Genomic DNA, 18,846 nt, shown 5'->3' with positions numbered 1-18,846 from the left:
GAATGCCTGCCTGTCACGCAGGAGGTCGCGGGTTCGAGTCCCGTCCAGACCGCCATATTATTTAGAACTAGTCGAAACAGTGTTTCGTCTTTTTTTTTGCCTAAAAATACATATGAAGACGGAATTCTAAGAAAAGCAATTTCAAATGTCTTTCATCTTTTTTATGAGGGACAACCATCAAAGACAAAACCTAAAAAGTGTCCTTCATCCTGCTTATGAAGGACAACATCAAAGAAAATCTGTCTTAACTGTCCTTCATCCTACCTATGAAGGACAAATATGAAAGATAAATCACTCAAAAAGTCCTTCATCCGTCCTTCATCCCACGAATTACTCAAAGAAAACCACACCCGAGTATAAAAATTCTTATAAACTAGATAAGTATCCACCTTTAGGAGTTCCTAAGGTTTTTTTTATACCCAAATAAGGGTAAAATGAAAATAAAGAATTGTTATGGTAAAGTTAGGTGATTGGATGAAAGAATATGAATTAACTACATCAAATAATGAGGAAACATCTCAGTTTGCTGAAAGACTCGCAGGACATCTTCAGCCAGGGGACGTGATCGCATTAGAAGGAGATCTGGGCGCCGGGAAAACGACTTTTACAAAAGGTCTTGCCAAGGGATTAGGCGTAAAGAAAAACGTTAACAGCCCCACATTTACAATAATAAAAGAATATAAGGGAAACCTCCCCCTGTACCACATGGACGTATACCGAGTAGCGGATGCTTATGAAGACCTGGGCTTTGATGAATACTTTGAAGGCGATGGCATTACAGTAGTGGAATGGGCTCACTTAATTGAAGAACAACTGCCCGCTGAACGGTTGACCATCTATTTATATCATCAGGGACAGGATCAGCGAAAAATCGTCTTAACACCCAAGGGGCAAAGATATGAGCAACTATGTAAGGAGATATTTTAGATGACCACATTAGCGATAGATACTTCTAATTATGTATTAGGAGTAGCGCTGTTAGAAGAAAATCAAGTACTCGGTGAATACATTACAAACTTAAAAAAGAACCACTCCGTTCGGATTATGCCTGCGATCGAAACCTTAATGAAGGATTGTGGGAAGGTGCCCGCTGACTTAACAAAAATTGTTGTGGCAAAAGGACCAGGGTCGTATACGGGTGTTAGGATTGGTGTAACCATTGCAAAAACGTTAGCATGGACATTAAATATACCTCTTGTTGGGGTATCAAGCCTCGAAATCCTAGCAGCAATGGGAAGATACTTTGATGGTTATATCGCCCCAATATTTGATGCGAGAAGAGGACAAGTATATACTTCCCTTTATCAATATCAAAACGGCAAGTTAACTGCCATAAAAAAGGATCAACTTACCATGCTGGCAGATTGGGTTGTCGAACTGCAAGCACTGGACAAACCTGTTCTCTTTGTAGGAAATGACTTACCCATTCATCAGGCTAAAATAGAAGAGGTCCTAAATCAAAAAGCTATCTTTGCGAACGTAACCGAGCACAATCCCCGCCCGGCGGAGCTTGCTTATCTAGGAAAAGATAAACCAGGGGAAGATTTACATACCTTTGTTCCAAATTATATTCGCTTGGCAGAAGCAGAAGCGAAATGGCTGGAGGCAAATGGAAAAATTCAAAATGGATAGGATTAGAGACAAATGGTAGATTCTTTTGTTTTTCGTTATATGAGGGATGAGGATATTGATAAAGTACTAGAGGTTGAACATGCCTCCTTTACCACTCCTTGGAGTCGGGAGGCTTTTTATAATGAAATACACAATAATAAATTTGCCGTCTATATCGTCCTGGAGGAAGATCATAAAATAATCGGCTATTGTGGTTCATGGATTGTTATTGACGAGGCCCATGTAACAAATATAGCCATATTACCGGAATTTAGAGGGAAGAAACTAGGCGGGGCCCTGCTGGCTAAACTGATGACAACGGCTCGTGAAATGGGGGCAAAGAGTATGACCCTTGAAGTCCGGGTGACTAACCACGTAGCCCAATCACTTTACCGGAAATTTGGTTTTCAAAATGGCGGGATTCGAAAAAGATATTATTCAGATAATCAGGAAGATGCATTAATTATGTGGGTGAACTTATGAAAAAAGATTTATTTATATTAGGAATTGAAACAAGCTGTGATGAAACGGCTGTGGCTATCATTAAAAATGGCCGTGAAATGGCAGCCAATGTGGTGGCCTCACAAATTGAGAGTCATAAAAGATTTGGCGGAGTAGTGCCTGAAATTGCTTCCAGGCACCATGTTGAACAAATAACAATAGTCATTGAAGAAGCATTGCACCAAGCGAATCTTACTTTTTCAGAAATAGACGCGGTAGCGGTAACCGAGGGTCCAGGTTTAGTGGGAGCACTGCTAATTGGAGTAAATGCGGCCAAAGCCCTTGCCTTTGCTCATAATAAACCTCTAGTGCCTGTACATCATATTGCAGGGCATATTTATGCCAACAGATTAGTGTCAGAGTTAAAATTCCCGTTATTAGCCCTTGTCGTTTCTGGAGGGCATACGGAACTTGTTTATATGAAAGAGCATGGACACTTCGAGGTCATTGGAGAAACACGGGACGATGCTGCTGGTGAAGCATACGATAAGGTCGCAAGAACTTTAAATATGCCTTATCCTGGCGGACCGCATATTGACCGCCTGGCCCATGAGGGAAAACCGACTATTAACTTACCGCGGGCTTGGCTTGAGGAAGGATCGTACGATTTTAGCTTTAGTGGCTTAAAATCAGCGGTTATCAACACGGTCCACAATGCTGAACAGCGTGGTGAGATCATTGCTCCTGAAGACCTGGCTGCGAGCTTTCAGGAAAGTGTCATTGAAGTACTGGTGAAAAAGACGGAGAGAGCAGTTGAAGAATATAAAGTGAACCAGCTATTAGTGGCTGGTGGAGTAGCAGCGAATAAAGGACTAAGAGCGGCACTTGAAAAGACTTTTTCATCACATCCTGAGGTTGAACTGGTTATCCCGCCGCTATCTTTGTGTACGGATAATGCAGCCATGATTGCTGCTGCGGGTAGTGTGATGTTCGAAAAAGGGGTCAGGGCTGGATTAAATCTAAATGCCAATCCTGGTTTGGATATTGAATTATATAATGAATAGTCCTTCTGTAAAGAAGGGCTTTTTAATTTTTGTCGAAAAAATTTATACACATGTGGACAAAATTTCAGAATAATAAGTAAGGATACCCACAATTTGTGGATAGATATCAACAATCTGTTGATAATGTGGATAAAAGTGGGGATAACTGTGGATATTGTGGAAAAGTGCAATAAATGTACATAACAATACCATCTGAAATGTGAGTAACCTTGTGGAAAACTTAATTTATTTTAAAAGAAAAACCGGGAGATTTCGCCCGGTTTCGTCATTATTCGGCAAGAGCAGCCCATTCGTCCATTAATTGCTCAAGTTCCGCTTTTGCTTTTTCATTTTGTACATTAATTGTTATTACTTTTTCATGATCCTGAAATACGTCTGGATCACATAATTGCTGCTCAAACTCTTGAATTTGCTCTTCAAGTTCCTCAATGCGCTGTTCGACTTCTTCTAATCTTCTTTTTCGCTGCCGTTCAATTTTTTTGCTTTCCTTGTCCTGTTGATAACTATTTTTATCAACGGTTTCCTTATCATTACTTTTCTTAATAGAAGCTGCTTGGGCAAGGGCTGCCAGTTCTTCCTGCTCTAGTTTCTTATCCACATAATAGTCATAATCCCCCAAATACTCTAAGCTTCCGTTAGGACTGAGTTCTAACACCTTCGTAGCAATTCGATTAATGAAATATCGATCATGTGAGACGAAAAGAATGGTGCCAGGATAATCAATTAATGCATTCTCGAGTACTTCCTTGCTGTCGAGGTCAAGATGGTTTGTCGGTTCGTCCAAAATCAGCAGATTGGCTTTTTGCAGCATGAGCTTGGCAAGGGCAAGACGAGCTTTTTCCCCGCCGCTTAGCGTAGAGACAATTTTTAAGACATCGTCACCGGAAAATAGGAAATTACCTAAAACTGTACGAATTTCCTTTTCACTTTTAAGCGGATATTCATCCCATAATTCATTTAACACACGTTTATTAGAAGTTAATTCCGCTTGTTCTTGGTCATAATAACCAATTGCTAGGTTCGTACCATAGCGAATTGTGCCTGCTAACGCAGGAAGCCTCTTAATGATCGTTTTCAGGAGAGTGGATTTTCCAATCCCATTTGGTCCGACCAGAGCAATGCTTTCCCCGCGATAGGCACGAAACAAAATATCCTCTGAGACCTTTCTGCCTTCGTAGCCAACGGCCAGTGATTCTACTGTTAAGACATCGTTTCCGCTTTGTTTTTCAATTTCAAAGGAAAACGCGGCTGATTTTTCATCCCCAAGCGGGCGGTCCATCAACTCCATTTTCTCAAGCTTTTTCCGGCGGCTTTGGGCACGTTTGGTTGTGGAGGCTCTAGCGAGATTTCGTTGGATAAAATCTTGCAGATCTGCTACCTCCTGCTGCTGTTTTTCGTAAAGCTTCATATCGCGCTCATAATTAGCAGCCTTTTGATCAAGGTACGCACTATAGTTTCCTGTAAAACGTTGGATTTGTTTCCGTGACACTTCATAGACCTGTGTCACGACTTTATCTAAGAAATAACGGTCATGGGAAACGATTAATATCGCACCATCATATCCTTGCAAATATTGCTCCAGCCAGGAAAGGGTATCGATATCGAGATGGTTAGTAGGCTCGTCCAATATTAAAATATCAGGTTTTGTTAATAATAGCTTACCTAAGGCCAGCCTGGTTTTTTGTCCTCCGCTTAATGACGCAATCATCAAGGTGTGGTCACGGAAGTTTAAACCAGAGAGGACTGAGCGAATATCTGCTTCAAATTGGTAGCCGCCCTGTTCTTTAAATTTTACCTGAAGCTGGTCATATTCTTTTAAAATACGCTCGTATTTATTATTGTCTTCAAAAATAGCAGGGTCGGCCATTTGTTGCTCCAAACGCCTGAGCGTTTTTTCCATCTGTTGAAGGGGCTCAAAAACCGTTAACATTTCATCCCAAATTGATAAATTCGATTCAAGTCCGGTATTTTGTGCTAAATAACCGATCGTTACATCTTTCGGTTTAATAATTTCACCGCCATCATGAGACAGATGCCCGGCAATAATTTTTAATAATGTTGATTTACCGGCACCGTTTCGGCCGACAAGTGCGACACGGTCACGGGTTTGTAATTCTAGCTTTATATTCGATAAAATAAGGTCAGCACCATAATATTTTTGCAGTTGATTTACTTGAAGCAAGATCATTTATATTCACCTCTATTAAAGACAAAGCGTTACAACTTGAAATTAGACAATAACTGAATTCAAGTTCATTCTTAACGTGAAAAGTTTCACTAAAGATTAAGCGATAAGAAGGCTTTCCTATATAATAAGTGTACCGTATAAGCGTAATCACAGCAATAAAGTAAGGTTTGATGGGACTTTTTTCAAGGAAAAATATAAATTTCGTTCAAAGTTTCACACATAGTGGTAAAAATAGTGTATTATTTTTTTGTAGGAGGATTTTCTTATGGCAGATTTCACGCATTTTAATGAAGAAGGCAGAGCGAAAATGGTGGATGTTAGTGATAAACCTGAAACAGCCCGAACCGCTCTTGCTCAGTCTAGTATTACAGTCAGTGAAGAAATATATGAAAAAATAACGAACCATGAAATGAAAAAAGGTGATGTTTTAGCTGTTGCGCAGGTAGCTGGGGTAATGGCTGCGAAAAAGACATGGGATCTCATTCCAATGTGTCACCCGATTCCATTAACAGGGGTAAATATATCTTTCTCATGGGAGAAAGGCCCGAATCAAACTTATCAATTACATATTGGTGTAGCAGTAAAAACAAAAGGGAATACAGGTGTGGAAATGGAAGCGCTCACAGCCGCATCCGTTTGTGCCTTAACCATTTACGATATGTGCAAAGCAGTAGATAAAGGAATGATTATTGGGCCGACCTACTTAGTCGAGAAAACCGGCGGCAAAAATGGAGACTTCCAACGAACTGAACAAGTGAGATAATGATTAAATTTTATTATTGGGGTGTGGGAGATTATGAGTAACGAAACAATGAAGATACCACAGGCGACAGCAAAACGGCTGCCCCTTTATTATCGATTTTTAAAAAATCTGCATACTTCCGGGAAACAAAGAGTTTCATCTGCGGAACTAAGTGAGGCAGTAAAGGTAGACAGTGCAACGATTCGCAGGGATTTTTCTTATTTCGGTGCCCTGGGGAAAAAGGGTTATGGCTACAACGTCAACTATTTGTTATCGTTTTTCCGAAAAACGCTCGATCAGGATGAATTGACCAAGGTTGCATTAATTGGTGTTGGTAATCTGGGTACGGCCTTTTTAAATTATAACTTTTTAAAAAACAATAACACAAAAATTGAGGTTGCCTTTGACGTTGATACGGAAAAAGTAGGTACGAAGATTCGTGAAGTTCCTGTTTACCATATGGATGAGATAGAAAAGGTCCTTTTAGAAGAAAAAGTCTCTGTTGTTATTCTTACTGTTCCAGCCCCTGTTGCACAGGTCATAACCGACAGACTTGTAAAAGCGGAGGTAAAAGGGATTTTAAATTTTACACCGGCACGATTAAATGTTCCGTCTTCTATCAGGGTTCACCATATCGACTTAGCCGTCGAACTTCAGTCCTTGGTTTATTTCCTAAAACATTATCCGACCGAAGAAATCGAAGAATAATATCAAAAAGTGTTTCACTTCCAAAATATAGTGAAACACTTTTTTTATCGCTTTACCAACGTAACAGTGTTATGTTACACTGTTACCAGAAAGGAGTTTTCAATATGAGCGAGGAGTTAATATCGAAAAAAGAGCTGCTAGAACTTGCGGAAATCTCTTATGGACAGCTGTACCGATGGAAACGGAAGGATCTCATTCCTGAAGAATGGTTTATACGAAAATCCACCTTCACTGGTCAGGAAACCTTTTTTCCTAAAGAAAAAATCTTAGAGCGGATTAATAAAATTCAAACGATGAAAGAAAATTTATCCTTAGATGAGCTGGCAGATATGTTTTCACCCAATATCAGTGATTTAAAGCTGGAGAAGGATGAACTAATAAAACGAAACATTGTTACGTCAGCTGTATTGAAAATTTATTTAGAGTTGGATCAGGGCAGCCATCAGTTTACTTTTTCTAGAATGGTTGAAGTTTATGTATTAGAGATACTTTTACAGTCCGGGGAAATAAATTTAGATGAGGGCAGGATGCTCCTTCAGGTACTAAAGGAAAATGCACAGCTGATTAAACAGAAAAAATGTGAACTAGTAATAACTAGAAAGCTAGGTGTTTCTTCCTGCTTGCTGCTTATAAATTCAGAGGGCTTTTATTTTGAACAGGGAACTAAAGTGATCACCGTTATATCGATGATGACTTGTATGGAAGAAATTAAAGCGAAATTATTATAAGGAGAATGACTATGGAAACGAATCGCAGGGGAGATCTGGTCATCAATGGATTAGGTTCATCAAACGGGGGCGTTTTTTCTCGAGTGACGTTAAATGGAAGCGGGACGGTCAACAGTGACATTGAATGTGAAGAGCTAGAATGTAACGGCACAGGGACCTTAAAGGGAAACGTGGCTGCTGCTAGTACAAAGGTAAGTGGAGTTTTCCGCTTTCATGGAAATATAGAGTGCGAGAAACTGACAGTTGATGGGACGATTAAAATTAATCAAAATCTATCGGTGAAATCCTTAAAGATTTCCGGCAAAGCCAATGTTGAGGGAAGAGTGAAAGCTGATGAGGTAAACCTTCATGGTGTTTTCACAGTGGGTGAAGACTGTGAAGCGGAGAGTTTTAAAGGAAAATACCGATTTAGCATTGGGGGACTCTTGAATGCAGAACAAATCGATGTGGAGATCTATGGTGATTGTAAAGCAAAAGAAATAGGCGGAGAAACTATTACAGTTAAACCACATAAAGGTTCATTTATCGGAAACCTATTTAAACCGTTTTATAAAACACAATTAGAAACCGATCTAATCGAGGGTGACCAAATTGTATTGGAAAATACGGCGGCAAAGATTGTTCGAGGCCACAATGTTAAGATTGGCCCTAATTGCCATATTGGTGTAGTTGAATATTCGGATGAATTCTCTCAGCATAAAAATTCGGTTGTGGAAGATATCAAGAAGGTTTAGAAGGAGGGATGAAAGAATGGGCAGTAGTCAAAATTTAATTATTAATGGTTCAGGAAGCTATCCAGGCGGCATATATGATAAGGTCAGTATCCGTGGAGAAGGAGCCATTATAACGGACGTTGAATGTCTTGCCTTTCATGTGTATGGCACAAGTGAGGCGAGTGAAAATATGAAAACGGGCTCAGTTAAAATAATGGGCGAGGCAAATGTTAAAGGGGATATGGCGGCAGGAGAAACCCTGATTATGGGTACAATGATGGTCGGAAGGAACGCCCACTTAAAAAAGATGAAGGTATTTGGTTTGTTGGAGGTTGGTGAAAAGTTAAGCGGGGATCAAGCCACTATTAAAGGGAGTATCTCCGTAAAGGGGGATGTGGAATATGAAACGTTTGACTCCAGCGGCGGGTTTGAAATAAAAGGATTACTTACAGCAGAAAAGATTAAGATCGCGCTGCGATTTGGGGAAAGCACAGCTGAGGAAATAGGAGGCAGCAAAATTATCGTAAAACGGAAGAAAAGCTCTCTACTCCCGTTTGGAAGAGAGGAAGGAACTCTTACGGCCAAAGTAATTGAGGGTGATGATATTTACTTAGAAAATACAACGGCTGAAGTGGTCCGCGGTCATACGGTTAAAATTGGCCCGGGCTGTCAAATAGGCCTTGTTGAATACACAACGGAAATGAAAATCGACTCATCTTCGGCTATCAAAACCAAAACTAAAGTGTAGAAGGGGAATGAGATGAATACAAGAGAAAGTAAGTTAGGGTTGGTTGTAGCGGGATTGTTATTGGGGATACTGATGGCCTCCATGGATAATACCATTGTTGTTACAGCAATGGGAACCATAGTTGGCGATCTTGGAGGGCTGGAAAGCTTTGTTTGGGTGGTTTCGGCCTACATGGTGGCAGAAATGGCAGGAATGCCCATCTTCGGAAAGTTATCCGATATGTATGGACGTAAACGTTTCTTTATCTTTGGGTTGATTTTATTTATGATAGGCTCAGTACTGTGCGGTACTGCGGAAACCATTACACAGCTAAGCATCTATCGGGCGATCCAGGGCATTGGCGGAGGAGCCTTAGTCCCGATTGCTTTTACAATTATGTTTGACTTATTTCCTCCTGAGAAACGCGGAAAAATGGGCGGATTATTTGGCGCTGTTTTTGGGCTATCCAGTATCTTTGGTCCCCTATTAGGAGCCTATATTACGGACCATATCAGCTGGCATTGGATCTTTTATATCAATTTACCGCTCGGGATTTTGTCCTTGGTTTTCGTTTCTGTTGCTTATAAGGAATCACCCATTCATCAAAAACAAATCATTGATTGGTGGGGGGCTTTTACTTTAATCGGAGCGGTTGTTTGTTTAATGTTTGCTCTCGAACTCGGCGGCCAGAAATATGATTGGGATTCTAGAGTGATATTGAGCTTATTTGCCTGCTTTGCGACTCTTTTTATACTCTTTCTATACGCCGAAACGAAGGCGAAGGATCCCATCATTTCTTTTTCTATGTTTAAGAACCGTCTGTTTGCTGGGAGTACGCTTGTCAGCTTGTTTTATGGGGCGGCGTTTATGGCAGCCACTGTGTATATCCCGATTTTTGTGCAAGGAGTGTACGGGGGAACGGCTACGAATTCTGGCTTAATCTTGCTGCCGATGATGCTTGGTTCGGTAGTTACTGCTCAAACTGGAGGGTTCCTGACGACCAAGATGAGTTATCGAAACATTATGTTTCTGTCAGGTGCCATTTTAATTATAGGTTTTTTGCTGTTAAGCAGCATTTCACCCGACACGAGCAGGGCATTGCTCACGGTGTATATGATTGTCATTGGTCTCGGCGTTGGGTTTTCCTTCTCAGTCTTAAGCATGGCGGCGATTCATCCATTTGGCATAGAACAGAGAGGATCTGCTACTTCTACAAGTAATTTCATTCGTACACTTGGAATGACCATTGGGATCACTATATTCGGAACCATTCAAAGAAGTAATCTTAAGGAAGGACTAGAAGACGCCTTTTCCGGTATGGGCGCAATGAAGGGGCAAGCGTTTGGGGATTCACAGGCTCTGTTATCAGAAGGAGCAAGAAGTCACATCCCGCCACAAATCTTAGACAAAATCACAGAAGTCCTATCAAGCAGCATCGTCCACACCTTCACATGGGCACTCGTCCCCTCTGGAATAGCCTTTCTCCTTATCTTCATCCTCGGAAAAGACCGGTTAAGAATAACCAGGCAAGCAACTTCGAAATAATAAAAAAGGTGACAGGCACCATGTTTCACATGGTGCCTGTCACCTTTTCTTACTTATTCAACGTTTTCTTATACTTTATATGAAATAGAATCATTTTGACACCAGAGCCAAAGTCGAATGTCGCAAGCAGAACGAGTAAATAGCTGAAGAAGCCCCAGCCGTGTGTTTGGACATGGTCGATGGCAAAGTAGGTAAATAATGAGCCTAGCAAAAGGTAGATAAAGCCGGAAAACAAGGGTGAACGTCTCATAGAAAGCCTCCGATAAAGTTTTGAATCGCTTCTGCTTCTCTCCTTAATCGTTCAATATCATCTTTATAAACGGATTGAACTAAAACCACCATGGTGTTCATTGCCACATGAGCAAAAATGGGAACAATGATACGATTGGTTTTGACATAAAGAAAGGCAAACGTAAAGCCCATGGCAGAGTAAAGAATAATATGTACTGGTTCCATATGAGCTAATGCGAAGATAACGGAACTGATTAATGCTGAAATGAAAAAGTTATATCTTTTAAATAAAGAACCAAAGATAATTTTACGAAAGACAATTTCCTCTAAGATCGGACCAATCACACTGGTTACTAAAATAGCGAGCGGGAGTGTTTCGATAATTTTTAGGATATCCTGAGTATTCTCGGACCCCATATTGATTCCTAACAGGCTCTCAATGATGGCAGCCACGTACTGAGAAAATAAGGCTAAAAAGACACCCAAAACCGCCCACATAGCCGAGTAGCCGAACGAAGTTCCTCTTTCATCCAGCCTGCTGGTATCCCTTTCTTTTCGTAACAGGAACAGGATGATGATTAAAGCAATCGAGAAACTGGCAATGAGATAAACGGGAACCGCAAGGCTCTGATTGATATTGAAATGTTTGAAGCCAAAGAGTAAGATGGGGAGCCCCACAAGACTTGAAAACTGCATAACAATATAAACAATAATGACCCACCAATATTCCTTTTTCAAATGATAATCTCCTTTAATCACATTTAAATTATGCAAAGAGTACCAACGTTTAAGATTTGGTCAAAGAAAAGCACTAATATTTATTTTACTCTTAAAGCTGGAATTGTTTCAATTTTGATGATTTGTTATGAAAAAATTAACCAGCCTGGCTTAAAAAACTAGCCTTAAAAATTTGTCCGCACCTTTAAAAAAAGAGGTATAGAATGCGTACATATTCACATACTTTATAAGGTTGTATGAAACAAAATTTCTTTTTAAAAATTTATTCATCATACTTGCAAAAGAATGGCAGATTCATTATTATAATAATTGTGTTAGCACTCATTAGAAGAGAGTGCTAATAAAGACGAAATTACATATATTTGAGGAGGTTGTTTGAATTGTTAAGACCATTAGGTGATCGTATTATTATTGAGCTTGTCGAGTCTGAAGAAAAAACTGCAAGCGGAATCGTTTTACCGGATTCAGCGAAAGAAAAGCCTCAGGAAGGGAAAGTTGTTGCCGCAGGTAATGGCCGTGTCCTTGAAAACGGTGAGCGCGTAGCACTTGATGTGGCTGTAGGCGATCGCATTATCTTCTCAAAATACGCTGGTACTGAAGTGAAATACCAGGGTGTTGAATACTTAATCCTTCGTGAAAGCGATATTCTTGCTGTAGTAGGCGAGTAAAGAAAAGCGTTTCGGCGCGAAAATTCTATAATAGATTCAGAGTAAAAAATACGAGGAGGTTTTTTTACAATGGCTAAAGAAATTATGTTTAGTGAAGATGCACGCCGCGCAATGCTTCGTGGTGTTGATGCTCTAGCAAATGCAGTAAAAGTGACTCTTGGACCTAAAGGACGCAACGTGGTTCTTGAGAAAAAATTTGGTTCACCTCTTATCACTAACGACGGTGTAACCATCGCAAAAGAAATCGAATTAGAAGATGCATTCGAAAACATGGGTGCTAAGCTTGTTGCTGAAGTAGCAAGCAAAACAAACGATGTGGCCGGTGACGGTACAACAACTGCAACAGTTCTTGCTCAAGCGATGATTCGCGAAGGCTTAAAGAATGTTACAGCTGGTGCGAACCCAATGGGTATCCGTAAAGGGATCGAGAAAGCTGTTATTTCTGCTGTTGAAGAATTAAAATCAATCTCTAAACCAATCGAAAACAAAGCTTCTATCGCGCAAGTTGCTGCCATCTCTTCTGCTGATGAAGAAGTAGGTCAATTAATCGCTGAAGCAATGGAGCGTGTTGGTAACGACGGCGTTATCACGATCGAAGAGTCTAAAGGCTTCACAACTGAGTTAGATGTTGTTGAAGGTATGCAATTTGACCGTGGATATGTTTCTGCATACATGGTTACAAATACTGACAAAATGGAAGCTGTTTTAGACAATCCATATATCTTAATCACTGACAAGAAGATTTCTAGCATTCAAGAAATCCTTCCAGTATTAGAGCAAGTTGTCCAACAAGGCAAGCCACTATTACTTGTTGCTGAAGATATCGAAGGTGAAGCATTATCTACATTAGTAGTGAACAAGCTTCGCGGAACATTCAATGCTGTTGCTGTTAAAGCTCCTGGCTTTGGTGACCGTCGTAAAGCAATGCTTGAAGATATCGCTGCATTAACTGGCGGTGAAGTAATTACTGAAGAGCTTGGCCGTGACCTTAAATCTGCAACCATCTCTTCTTTAGGACGTGCCGCTAAAGTTGTTGTAACAAAAGAAAATACAACAATTGTTGAAGGTGCTGGCGCTACTGAAGAAATCCAAGCTCGTGTTAACCAAATCCGTTCTCAATTAGAAGAAACTACTTCTGAATTTGACCGTGAAAAATTACAAGAGCGTCTAGCTAAATTAGCTGGCGGTGTAGCAGTCATCAAAGTTGGTGCGGCTACTGAAACTGAATTAAAAGAGCGCAAGCTTCGTATCGAAGACGCATTGAACTCAACTCGTGCGGCTGTTGAAGAAGGGATTGTATCCGGTGGTGGTGTTGCCCTTCTAAACGTATACAACAAAGTAGCTCAATTACAAGAAGAAGGCGATGTTCAAACTGGTATTAATATCGTTCTTCGTGCCATCGAATCACCAGTTCGCACAATTGCTGAGAACGCAGGTCTTGAAGGATCTGTTATCGTTGACCGCTTAAAGCGTGAAGAAGTTGGCACAGGTTTCAACGCTGCTAATGGCGAGTGGGTAAACATGATTGAAGCTGGTATCGTTGACCCAACTAAGGTTACTCGTTCTGCACTTCAAAACGCAGCATCTGTTGCGGCTATGTTCTTAACTACTGAAGCAGTTGTGGCTGATAAGCCAGAACCAGCTGGTGCTGCTGGAATGCCTGACATGGGCGGCATGGGTGGAATGGGCGGCATGATGTAATCATCGCCCAAACCCCTTGATATATGAGGGTTTTATGTAAGAGGGGAGCGGAATGCTAACATCTTGCTAACATTTCTCTCCTAAAATTCGAGGTTTCTCATGAGTTGCGCAAACTTGTGGGAAGCCTCTTTTTTCATTTCTTTGGTTACACGAAGATAAAGCAGGGTTGTAAAACTTTGCTTTTTCTTATATGAAAATTTATGTAGATTTACATAGCAATGGTAAATTAGAATAAAGAAAAAGAACAGCGAGGGGTACAAAAAGAATGAGAGAATTAGTAGGTATTTTCATAGCAGTGCAAGCCATCCTTACAGGTCTGATCCTACATGGTATGAACTCTATATCCGATTCGATATTAATGGCGTCAGCATATCAAAAGAGTGATGATATTACAATCAGTTGGGGCGGCCACCTGGGGACAGGCACATATATTTTGTTGGGTGCTATCGTGGTTGTTGGAGCCCTTTTAATTCTATTTAATAATAAAAAAAGCAAATAAAAGCGATGCATATAAAATCTGCATCGCTTTTGTTATAAGTATCATCAAGTCGATTACATCATTGACCGGTAACAACATGCTAACATTTTGCTAACGAAGTACAATAAATCACAGTACTTCTAGGTTAAAGATGTTACCGCACCACCTGCAGAATGCGGATTCTATGCGGCTTTCTTCTAATGCGGTTAAAAATGTTACAGCATAAAACTATATGGGCGGCATGATGTAATAAGAGGTTAAAAACCTTTTATACAAGGCCTGTCCTTAGAGGCAAAGCTGTTTAAAACAATTTGGCCACATATAAAAAAAGATCTCTCAGAGTTTTTCCTGAGAGATCTTTTTTATTCAGACTGTAAACTGGCACCTTGCGCTCTTCTTATTTGGAGTGAATTGTTTAGTGTTTTCCTTGTTTTTGTTTGGTTTTCTCAATGTGGGTAATATATAAGGATGAATTCAAAAATGGTTAAAGTGAGTTAGGAGGAAACTTTTTGGTTAGTCTACTTCTTAAAATGACGGTATCGTTTTTCGCTGTCATGAATCCGATAGGGAATATTCCAATTTTTATTTCCCTTACCAACGGATATTCTCAACAGCAAAAGAAACATACGGCAAGGAAAGCGGCAATCGTTTCCTTGTGTATTCTTACTGTATTTCTGGTGCTTGGCAACTTTATATTTTCTATATTTGGTATTACTATTCATGCGTTTCGAGTTGCTGGAGGAATTCTTATTTTCGGAATTGCTTTTAATCTTTTACATGCAAAGACTTCAAACGCTCAGACACCACATTCTGCAGAAAAACAGGAAGCGGAAGAAAAGGAGGATATATCAATTACGCCTCTTGCGCTGCCTATTATGGCTGGCCCTGGTACTATTGCAACGGTTATGTCACACACAGGTTCCGGTTCCTTTGACATCTATAATCTAATCCTTGTGTTTATTGGATTTGCGCTAGTATTAGCACTTTCTTATGTGCTGTTTTACTATTCAACTCCTGTTATTAACAAACTTGGCCAAGGTGGTTTAAATGTTGTAACAAGATTAATGGGGTTGATTCTTGCTGTTATTTCTATCCAGATGATTGCAGAAGGTATAAAAGGCCTTTTCCCTCATTTATAATGCAAGTTCTTTAAATTCTTGGTTTCCAACTGTATCTTCTGGTCGGAAACCTCTTTCTTATGCCTATCTTTACACCAGGTTTTTGAATCCTTCATCAGCCCAAAATGACCAAGCTTATTCGATCATCCTGACGTTTGGATTGATTCAGAATGACACATAGAAATACTCTTGTTGACCCAACCAATACCATAGATTTCTTCATTAAAGTACTTCAAAGATTACTACAAAGAAAAATATAATAGGTCCTCTCCCATTTTAATTTTTCCATCAAGCAAAAATATTTTTTAAAGAACCTGTCCTTTTTACGATTTTATTTTTATATAACCAGTGAAGGGACTTGAACCAATCGGTGGGCTACTCGTGTCTTACGACAGAGCCTAGGTTCCTTTATAAAATTCATTAAAGGAGAGGTTCAGTTGAGCAGGCTATTAGTCAATGAAAGTCCGGTCATGATTATTCCTAGTTTGGCAGCTAAAATCGGTTTAAATGAGGCAGTGGTATTGCAGCAAATTCATTATTGGCTTGGAATGAGCAAGCATCATATTGAGGGTAGAACCTGGGTTTATAATACATATGAAGAGTGGCAGAAGCAGCTGCCATTTTGGTCAGTGAGTACGATTAAGCGGACGATTCGCTCGTTAGAGATGCTAGGATTACTTCTATCTGAGAACTGGAATCGGATGAAAATGGATAAGACAAAATGGTACAGCATTGACTATAAAAAATTGCAGGAGTTTGAAGATAGCCCGCCCGAGAGTGAAGCTACCTCCATAGAGGAAGCAGCTCCTGAGGAAGATTCGGAGAAGGCGTGGGAATCGGCAGACAATTCATCCGTGAAAAAGGTGATTCCCTATGATGAAATTATTGGCTATTTGAATGAGAAGACGGGAAAGAGCTTTAAACTTAGTTCTATTAAAACAAGGGAACTGATTCATGCCAGATATAAAGAAGGTTTTACGCTCGAGGATTTTAATAGAGTCATCGATTTGAAGACAGCTGATTGGCGGTCCGATCCAGCTTGGAATAAGTTCCTGCGGCCGGAGACATTGTTTGGGACAAAATTTGAATCGTATCTCAATCAGCAGGAAGGGAAGAAGAGGCTAACTGAGGGGGATTTTAACCTTGATGAATAAGAAAGAGTGTTATAAGTTAATGAACCTTATACAAGTCTATTATGAAAAGTTTCAGTTTGATCAACATAAGCTGGATGCCTGGTACATGGTCCTGCAAAAATATTCGTATGATAATGTGCAGAAGAATCTATTGAAATTTGTGGGAGAATTTCCGCATCCACCAAAGATTAGTGATTTGGTCCACAATTCACAGGGGAGACGTTATATCCCTAAAACTTTTGTACTCGATTTAACTGCAGGGGAAGAAGATAGATAGGTAGGGAGTATATCTCCCTGTCTGTCCTTGAATATTTGCTAGTTGTATTAGAGTTCCAACGAGGATGACGATTGCCTGTTGAAGACATAGAGGAAATACTATTTATCATGAAAAAATACTATAAACTTTGACTATAAATATTTATTATTACAGAATAAAGCGTTCTCTAAAGTGGAATTCAAAAAGGAAAGGAATGGGTACTTTGTCTGAAAAAATTCAATGGATAGAATCAACAAGAGAAAACTTTTGGCAGACGAGCAAACCAGTAGAAACTACTGATAAACAAAATACCTTGATAATTACAAATAATAAAGGCCGTGTGGTTGAAGGGTTTGGTAGCTGTTTCAATGAACTGGGAATGCATTATTTCGTCAATGGAGCAAATGGGTATGTTTACTGGAATGCAGTATTGGAAGCGAAAGGACGCAGCACTTGGGGCTTGGAAACAGAATTCCATGATTACAGTGGACCCGGTAACAAAAAAGTTCACCTACAATCCTGAATTCTATGTCGTTAAACATCACTCCCATTTTGTTAAAAATGGAGCAGTAAGAATCGAGACAAAGGGACATCTTACCGCTCATTCACTGGCATTTCAAAATCCGGACGGGTCAACCGTATTAATTGTCAACAATCCGCTAAAAAAACAACGGGAATTGGTATTTGAATTTCAAGGTAAATCCTTTCAATGTGAGTTAAAGGCAGAATCCTTTAACACAATGGTACTGAAGTAAACCCTTTCAAGAAGACTTAAGGATAAAGTTATTCTTATATTGTTTTGGCGTACAGCCAGTAAACTTCTTAAAGACTTTAATAAAGTAGCTCTGATCGTAAAAGTTTAAAACAGAATAAATTTCACTTATGTTTAAATTAGAATAAACAAGAAGGTTTTTAGCTTCCTCAATTTTATTTCGTTGAATAAAGGCTTTTAGGGTCTCTCCTGTCTCATCTTTAAATTTATTAGAGAGATAGGAGGGGCTTAAATGCAATTGTTCAGCAAGTGATTCTAGTGTTAAATCCTCGTATAGATGATTAAAAATGTATTCCTGGCATAATAATATCGTTTTTGTATAATGAGAGCGGTTTGCTTTTGCTACCCGTTCTGTAAAATCTACCAATATATCTTCAAGTAATCCATTAACTGAATTAATTTTATTAATTTCCTCGATTTGTTGGATATAAGCATCACTTAAATTATAGGCGATCTCAGGGTAGAGCCCTCCTTCGATGGCAGCCCTGGTTGCAAGAGTGATGGCGGTGATAACTAGGTTCTTATGACTCCTTAAAGTATCTCTTTTGGACAAAGTGCCGTAAATCCCTTCCTCTGAATGCAGCTTCATGTAATAGAGCATTTTTTCTTTATTCCCCAATTGAACATTTTGGAAAATTTTCTTTTCTGCCAGAAACGAGCTATGGTAATTACTGTTTTCACGCTGCTCCATAATCTGAAATTCAATAATGCCTGGCATCTGGGAAGTATTGATATCTTGATTGTCCTGAATAACGTGGCTCAAAGATAATTGTTCTTTATAAAAAATATAGTGCAGTAAAATAGCTGTGTTCATCAATTGATTTGTGTCATAAGGAATTTGACCGGATGATTCTAACACTTTATTTACATTAGGCGAAAAAAGTTTTTCAGCTTCGGGCCAAAGGACGAGAAGTGCATCGTTATCTTCGGGATAGGGTAAAATCGCAACCTTATCATTTGAGTTTTTTATATAAACCAACTGTATTTTTTTAGTTGAGTTAATTGAAAAAAATTCATTTATTAGTCCTTTTGGCAAACTTTTTATATCAATAATGGAAGAATATTTATTAGTAAATGTCCAAGCGTATTCCTGGTTTTTTTTTAGAAAAAATATAGGGATATTCGTTGTGTTATATACTAATTTACAAGCGGTTTCAATGTCGTTGTGTGTTAGTTTCATTGAATTCTATCCTTTCAAATAAATGATAAAAAATACTATTTTTCTTTAAAATATACCATATATTATAGATGTCTTTATTTATATTGTAAATAAACCGTTTTCAG

The 18,846-nt window shown here is 39.4% G+C and carries 21 protein-coding genes; 17 read left to right on the top strand and 4 right to left on the bottom strand.

What is annotated here, in order from left to right; translation table 11 throughout:
* Positions 1-474: 474 nt before the first annotated feature.
* The 4 genes from tsaE to tsaD are packed head-to-tail and all read left to right on the top strand — an operon-like array spanning position 475 to position 3,116.
* Positions 475-927, top strand: a complete 453-nt coding sequence (gene tsaE / locus GXK58_RS19840) for a tRNA (adenosine(37)-N6)-threonylcarbamoyltransferase complex ATPase subunit type 1 TsaE (protein WP_160724919.1) — start codon at positions 475-477, stop codon at positions 925-927.
* The gene (gene tsaB, locus GXK58_RS19835; protein WP_160724918.1) at positions 928-1,632 is read left to right on the top strand and encodes a tRNA (adenosine(37)-N6)-threonylcarbamoyltransferase complex dimerization subunit type 1 TsaB; all 705 of its coding nucleotides are present in this window, start codon (positions 928-930) and stop codon (positions 1,630-1,632) included.
* A gap of 12 nt (positions 1,633-1,644) precedes the next feature.
* Positions 1,645-2,094 carry a ribosomal protein S18-alanine N-acetyltransferase gene (gene rimI / locus GXK58_RS19830; RefSeq protein WP_160724917.1) on the top strand — a complete coding sequence of 150 codons (450 nt, stop codon included), beginning with the start codon at positions 1,645-1,647 and terminating at the stop codon, positions 2,092-2,094.
* Complete coding sequence (tsaD, locus tag GXK58_RS19825) at positions 2,091-3,116, top strand: tRNA (adenosine(37)-N6)-threonylcarbamoyltransferase complex transferase subunit TsaD (protein ID WP_160724916.1); 1,026 nt, start codon at positions 2,091-2,093, stop codon at positions 3,114-3,116. The genes rimI and tsaD overlap by 4 nt, the downstream gene beginning before the upstream one ends.
* 268 nt (positions 3,117-3,384) lie before the next feature.
* On the opposite strand, the gene GXK58_RS19820 is transcribed toward tsaD, so the two are convergent.
* Positions 3,385-5,304: an ABC-F family ATP-binding cassette domain-containing protein gene (locus GXK58_RS19820; RefSeq protein WP_160724915.1), complete on the bottom strand. Its 1,920-nt coding sequence runs from the start codon at positions 5,302-5,304 to the stop codon at positions 3,385-3,387.
* A gap of 265 nt (positions 5,305-5,569) precedes the next feature.
* Between GXK58_RS19820 and moaC the strand changes: the two genes are divergently transcribed.
* The 6 genes from moaC (at position 5,570) to GXK58_RS19790 (ending at position 10,467) form a co-directional block, all read left to right on the top strand.
* Positions 5,570-6,067 carry a cyclic pyranopterin monophosphate synthase MoaC gene (gene moaC, locus GXK58_RS19815; RefSeq protein ID WP_160724914.1) on the top strand — a complete coding sequence of 166 codons (498 nt, stop codon included), beginning with the start codon at positions 5,570-5,572 and terminating at the stop codon, positions 6,065-6,067.
* A 33-nt stretch (positions 6,068-6,100) separates the two neighbouring features.
* Positions 6,101-6,754 (top strand): redox-sensing transcriptional repressor Rex, encoded by a 654-nt coding sequence (locus GXK58_RS19810; protein ID WP_160724913.1) that lies wholly within the window; start codon positions 6,101-6,103, stop codon positions 6,752-6,754.
* Between the two features lie 104 nt (positions 6,755-6,858).
* On the top strand, positions 6,859-7,482 hold the full coding sequence (locus tag GXK58_RS19805; RefSeq protein WP_160724912.1) for a YhbD family protein: 624 nt from the start codon (positions 6,859-6,861) through the stop codon (positions 7,480-7,482).
* 11 nt (positions 7,483-7,493) lie between these two features.
* Positions 7,494-8,216 carry a polymer-forming cytoskeletal protein gene (locus GXK58_RS19800; protein ID WP_160724911.1) on the top strand — a complete coding sequence of 241 codons (723 nt, stop codon included), beginning with the start codon at positions 7,494-7,496 and terminating at the stop codon, positions 8,214-8,216.
* 16 nt (positions 8,217-8,232) lie between these two features.
* Entirely contained in the window at positions 8,233-8,943 is a 711-nt protein-coding gene (locus tag GXK58_RS19795) for a cytoplasmic protein (RefSeq protein ID WP_160724910.1), read from the top strand.
* 12 nt (positions 8,944-8,955) lie between these two features.
* Positions 8,956-10,467 carry an MDR family MFS transporter gene (locus GXK58_RS19790; protein ID WP_160724909.1) on the top strand — a complete coding sequence of 504 codons (1,512 nt, stop codon included), beginning with the start codon at positions 8,956-8,958 and terminating at the stop codon, positions 10,465-10,467.
* A gap of 49 nt (positions 10,468-10,516) precedes the next feature.
* On the opposite strand, the gene GXK58_RS19785 is transcribed toward GXK58_RS19790, so the two are convergent.
* Both GXK58_RS19785 and GXK58_RS19780 read right to left on the bottom strand, forming a co-directional pair.
* Entirely contained in the window at positions 10,517-10,717 is a 201-nt protein-coding gene (locus GXK58_RS19785) for a YdiK family protein (protein WP_160724908.1), read from the bottom strand.
* A complete protein-coding gene (locus GXK58_RS19780) occupies positions 10,714-11,436 on the bottom strand; it encodes a CPBP family intramembrane glutamic endopeptidase (protein WP_160724907.1) in 723 nt (240 codons plus the stop codon). The genes GXK58_RS19785 and GXK58_RS19780 overlap by 4 nt, the downstream gene beginning before the upstream one ends.
* A gap of 380 nt (positions 11,437-11,816) precedes the next feature.
* Between GXK58_RS19780 and groES the strand changes: the two genes are divergently transcribed.
* The 7 genes from groES to GXK58_RS19745 all read left to right on the top strand — a co-directional run bounded on the left by groES (position 11,817) and on the right by GXK58_RS19745 (position 17,545).
* Positions 11,817-12,104: a co-chaperone GroES gene (gene groES, locus GXK58_RS19775; protein WP_160724906.1), complete on the top strand. Its 288-nt coding sequence runs from the start codon at positions 11,817-11,819 to the stop codon at positions 12,102-12,104.
* A 69-nt stretch (positions 12,105-12,173) separates the two neighbouring features.
* The gene (gene groL, locus GXK58_RS19770; RefSeq protein ID WP_160724905.1) at positions 12,174-13,805 is read left to right on the top strand and encodes a chaperonin GroEL; all 1,632 of its coding nucleotides are present in this window, start codon (positions 12,174-12,176) and stop codon (positions 13,803-13,805) included.
* A gap of 265 nt (positions 13,806-14,070) precedes the next feature.
* Positions 14,071-14,304: a hypothetical protein gene (locus GXK58_RS19765; RefSeq protein ID WP_160724904.1), complete on the top strand. Its 234-nt coding sequence runs from the start codon at positions 14,071-14,073 to the stop codon at positions 14,302-14,304.
* Positions 14,305-14,792: 488 nt separating this feature from the next.
* Positions 14,793-15,422, top strand: coding sequence for a MarC family protein (locus tag GXK58_RS19760; protein WP_160724903.1), 630 nt, complete (start codon positions 14,793-14,795; stop codon positions 15,420-15,422).
* A 416-nt stretch (positions 15,423-15,838) separates the two neighbouring features.
* Positions 15,839-16,555: a conserved phage C-terminal domain-containing protein gene (locus tag GXK58_RS19755; protein ID WP_160724902.1), complete on the top strand. Its 717-nt coding sequence runs from the start codon at positions 15,839-15,841 to the stop codon at positions 16,553-16,555.
* Positions 16,548-16,811 carry a replicative helicase loader/inhibitor gene (locus GXK58_RS19750; RefSeq protein WP_160724901.1) on the top strand — a complete coding sequence of 88 codons (264 nt, stop codon included), beginning with the start codon at positions 16,548-16,550 and terminating at the stop codon, positions 16,809-16,811. Before GXK58_RS19755 ends, GXK58_RS19750 begins: the two co-directional genes overlap by 8 nt.
* 323 nt (positions 16,812-17,134) lie before the next feature.
* Positions 17,135-17,545 (top strand): glycoside hydrolase family 30 beta sandwich domain-containing protein, encoded by a 411-nt coding sequence (locus GXK58_RS19745; RefSeq protein ID WP_237389720.1) that lies wholly within the window; start codon positions 17,135-17,137, stop codon positions 17,543-17,545.
* A gap of 6 nt (positions 17,546-17,551) precedes the next feature.
* On the opposite strand, the gene GXK58_RS19740 is transcribed toward GXK58_RS19745, so the two are convergent.
* Complete coding sequence (locus GXK58_RS19740) at positions 17,552-18,742, bottom strand: helix-turn-helix domain-containing protein (protein WP_160724899.1); 1,191 nt, start codon at positions 18,740-18,742, stop codon at positions 17,552-17,554.
* Positions 18,743-18,846 lie beyond the last annotated feature (104 nt).

This window comes from Bacillus sp. USDA818B3_A, assembly GCF_009928415.1.
GTDB lineage: Bacteria > Bacillota > Bacilli > Bacillales > Cytobacillaceae > Neobacillus.
The sequence above is the reverse complement of the archived record's forward strand: the minus strand, read 5'-3'. Positions and strand labels throughout refer to the sequence as shown.